Source organism: Microcoleus sp. BM001215392, from assembly GCF_036700185.1.
Taxonomy (GTDB): domain Bacteria; phylum Cyanobacteriota; class Cyanobacteriia; order Cyanobacteriales; family Microcoleaceae; genus Microcoleus.
This window is the reverse complement of the sequence record NZ_JAUBOJ010000596.1, coordinates 1-2,839: the sequence shown is the minus strand read 5'-3', so window position 1 is coordinate 2,839 and position 2,839 is coordinate 1. Positions and strand designations below refer to the sequence as shown.

The following is a 2,839-nucleotide window of genomic DNA, read 5'->3' as shown; positions in this document are numbered from 1 at the left end:
ACAAGCCCCCGGATTCATCCGTGGGGTCAATGCTTCAATCTAAAATCTAAAATCTAAAATCTAAAATCGATTGACCGTCGCTGGATGGATAAATGATTTCTTCTGTTGTGACTTGCATTGTGGTTGTCTCCGAGAAGTATATTGGTTTAATTATACTATTGTTTGAAGCAGGGATATCGGGTGAGAACTTAGCCAAAGCCTAAGTTCCTCAAGATAGAATAGACTTGAATTGCAAAAATCGGAAAACACCCTAAAATTATCTGCGTTTATCTGTGTTTATCTGTCTGACATCTGCGGTTTCTGTATCGATCGAAGACTTATGCAATTCAAGTCTAATCTTCAAAATAGCGAGCAGCGGCGCTTTAAAGCTTCTTGTAAAAGAGTATTGTAATGCTTTTCCTTAACAGTATAAGCCCCGAATCTTTCGAGGTGCGGATTGTTCATTTGAGCATCGAAAAGCAGATAAGATCGATCGCGCAATCTCTCCACCAACTTCACCATCGCCACCTTAGAACCCTCGGGAATCTGGTAAAACATCGATTCCCCGATAAAGGCGCCACCTATAGAAAATCCCAAAATACCACCCGCCAATTCGTCGCCGCACCAAGTCTCGAAGCTGTAAGCCCAACCAGCCTCATACAAAGCCCAGTAAATCTGCTTGAGCTCCTTAGAAATCCACGTCGTTTCTCGATCGGCACAACCCTCAACCACCGCCCCAAAATCGCGGTTCACAGCCACCGAAAACCGATTTTGATTGATTTGGCGTCGCAGGGATCGCGGATAGGTAAATCGATCGTCCAGGGGTATCAGCGCCCGCTGGCGGCTCGAATACCACCCCAAACTCTCCTCGCCGTCATTCGCCATCAAGAAGTAGCCTTGCGCGTATCCCTGTATAATTGACGGTATATCATATTGCATAAATTTATCAGTTGTCATTTGTCCGCTAACTTTTCATTCGTCAACATTAGCAATTAGGAATAATCATGTCTGAAACCATCAAACCTATTACCTTACCGCCCGCCCAAAACCCCGAACAAGAAAGCCAATGGCTCCAAGAAACACTCCTCGCTTGGCTAGACTCCGAGTTTATCCCAGAAGCAGCCAACCAGCAAATAGCTAAAAGAGCAGCCCAAATCTACCTCCGCCAGCGCATGGAAGGCGAAAACGATTTGGGTAGCCTGGTAATTGCGATCGTCACCGAAATGCAGGCCTATGATTTTTCTAAAAGCTTTTACGGCGAATTTGCGATCGCCAATGCCGTCAGCGACTTATTACTCGAAAGTCTCGGTATCGATAAATGCTGCGGCCAATGAAGCAAGAAAGTTCGGCAACGGATTTTGTAACGGATGTAACGGATGTCTAAAGGAAGAAGTAGGAAAAAGTAAGCAGGAAGAAGCAAGAAGGAAAAAGCAAGAAGGAAGTTTGAGCTGAAATCTGAAACAAAAATAAACCCCAAATATAATCTTGCAGATTATTTATAAGTTTTTTTCCTTCTTCTTTCTTCCTTTTTCCTTCTTCCTTCAGACTAATGACAACTAACAAATATTAACTGTCAACTGTCAACTGTCAACTGTCAACTGACTTCTACCAGCTAGACTTCACAACACCAGGCAAAAGACCTTCGTGAGCCATTTCTCGCATCATGTTGCGAGACAGTCCGAAATCGCGGTAGTAACCTCTGGGGCGACCAGTTGCCCAGCAGCGGTTGCGCAAGCGAGTCCGCGAACTGCCGCGGGGTAGCTGTTGCAGTTGGCGGTGAATCGCCATTTTGTCCATCTGATTTGTAGCTTGGTCGAACTGGTCTTTCAGGTCTTCGCGCTTGTCGGCGTACTTGTCTACGAGTCTTTGGCGCTTTTTCTCGCGCTCGACCATGCTCTTTTTAGCCATAATCTGTTGATATCCTTAGATAAATCACAACCTGCTATTATACTATATTTTGGTAATTTGCGATGCTTTTATTTTAATTACTTTTTTTTTAACAAGATTTTTTGCAACAGGCAAGATGCCTGTTCCACATAAATTTAAGCTTTTTTATGGAACAAGCATCTTACCTGTTCCTGATATTAGTGCAAAATCTAACTATTAGCAGAAGGACACAAATCTGCAAGTTCGCAAATATGGCAAATCGGCTTTCTTGCATTACAAACCGCCCGCCCGTGATACACCAGCCGAATTGACCAATTTTCCCAATCCGGCTGCGGCAACAATAGCATCAAATCTCGCTCAATCCGGATCGGATCGGCGTGTTCAGTCAATCCCAACCGCTGACTCAAACGTTTGACGTGAGTGTCTACCGTCACGCCTTGATGAATATCAAAAGCGTGGGCGAGGACGACATTAGCCGTTTTGCGGGCAACTCCGGGCAATTCTAGCAGCAGTTCCATTTGCTGCGGCACTTGATTGTTGAATTTGTTGACGATCGCCCAACAAGCAGCTTTAATATTTTTAGACTTATTCCGGTAAAAACCAGTCGATCGCACCAGACGCTCCAATTCATCCAAATCAGCATTTGCCAAAGCCTCCGCATCCGGGAAACGCTCAAACAAAGCCGGCGTTACCAGATTTACGCGCTCATCCGTACACTGAGCCGCCAGAATCGTCGCCACCATCAACTGGACGGGAGTTTCGTAGTTGAGAGTGCAAGGGGCTTCTGGATACAGCCGTTTGAGGCGAATTAGAATTTCAAGTGATTTTTGTTTTAAACTTAACTTTTTGGTCATTAGTCATTAGTCATTAGTCATCAGTCATCAGTCATCAGTCATCAGTCATTAGTCATGGGTTATGGGTTATTGGTTATTGGTTATTGGTTATTGGTTATTGGTTATTGGTTATTGGTTAT

The 2,839-nt window shown here is 44.4% G+C and carries 4 protein-coding genes; 1 reads left to right on the top strand and 3 read right to left on the bottom strand.

All coding sequences use genetic code 11. The features are described 5' to 3' along the window. Positions 1 to 339: 339 nt before the first annotated feature. Positions 340 to 918: a leucyl/phenylalanyl-tRNA--protein transferase gene (gene aat / locus QT974_RS33145; protein WP_333472606.1), complete on the bottom strand. Its 579-nt coding sequence runs from the start codon at positions 916 to 918 to the stop codon at positions 340 to 342. A gap of 65 nt (positions 919 to 983) precedes the next feature. Here aat and QT974_RS33140 point away from each other — a divergent pair, with 65 nt between their 5' ends. Further along, the gene (locus tag QT974_RS33140; protein ID WP_333266832.1) at positions 984 to 1,313 is read left to right on the top strand and encodes a hypothetical protein; all 330 of its coding nucleotides are present in this window, start codon (positions 984 to 986) and stop codon (positions 1,311 to 1,313) included. Positions 1,314 to 1,584: 271 nt separating this feature from the next. Here the strand turns inward: QT974_RS33140 and rpsN are convergent, their stop codons facing one another. Next, positions 1,585 to 1,887, bottom strand: a complete 303-nt coding sequence (gene rpsN / locus QT974_RS33135; RefSeq protein WP_332945509.1) for a 30S ribosomal protein S14 — start codon at positions 1,885 to 1,887, stop codon at positions 1,585 to 1,587. A gap of 188 nt (positions 1,888 to 2,075) precedes the next feature. After that, the gene (gene nth, locus QT974_RS33130) at positions 2,076 to 2,720 is read right to left on the bottom strand and encodes an endonuclease III (RefSeq protein WP_293175225.1); all 645 of its coding nucleotides are present in this window, start codon (positions 2,718 to 2,720) and stop codon (positions 2,076 to 2,078) included. Positions 2,721 to 2,839: the final 119 nt, after the last annotated feature.

Coding starts and splice junctions, on each gene's coding strand:
- rpsN (WP_332945509.1), bottom strand. CDS start 1,887: ATGGCTAAAAAGAGCATGGTCGAGCGCGAGAAAAAGCGCCAAAGACTC.
- nth (WP_293175225.1), bottom strand. CDS start 2,720: ATGACCAAAAAGTTAAGTTTAAAACAAAAATCACTTGAAATTCTAATT.
- QT974_RS33140 (WP_333266832.1), top strand. CDS start 984: ATGTCTGAAACCATCAAACCTATTACCTTACCGCCCGCCCAAAACCCC.
- aat (WP_333472606.1), bottom strand. CDS start 918: ATGCAATATGATATACCGTCAATTATACAGGGATACGCGCAAGGCTAC.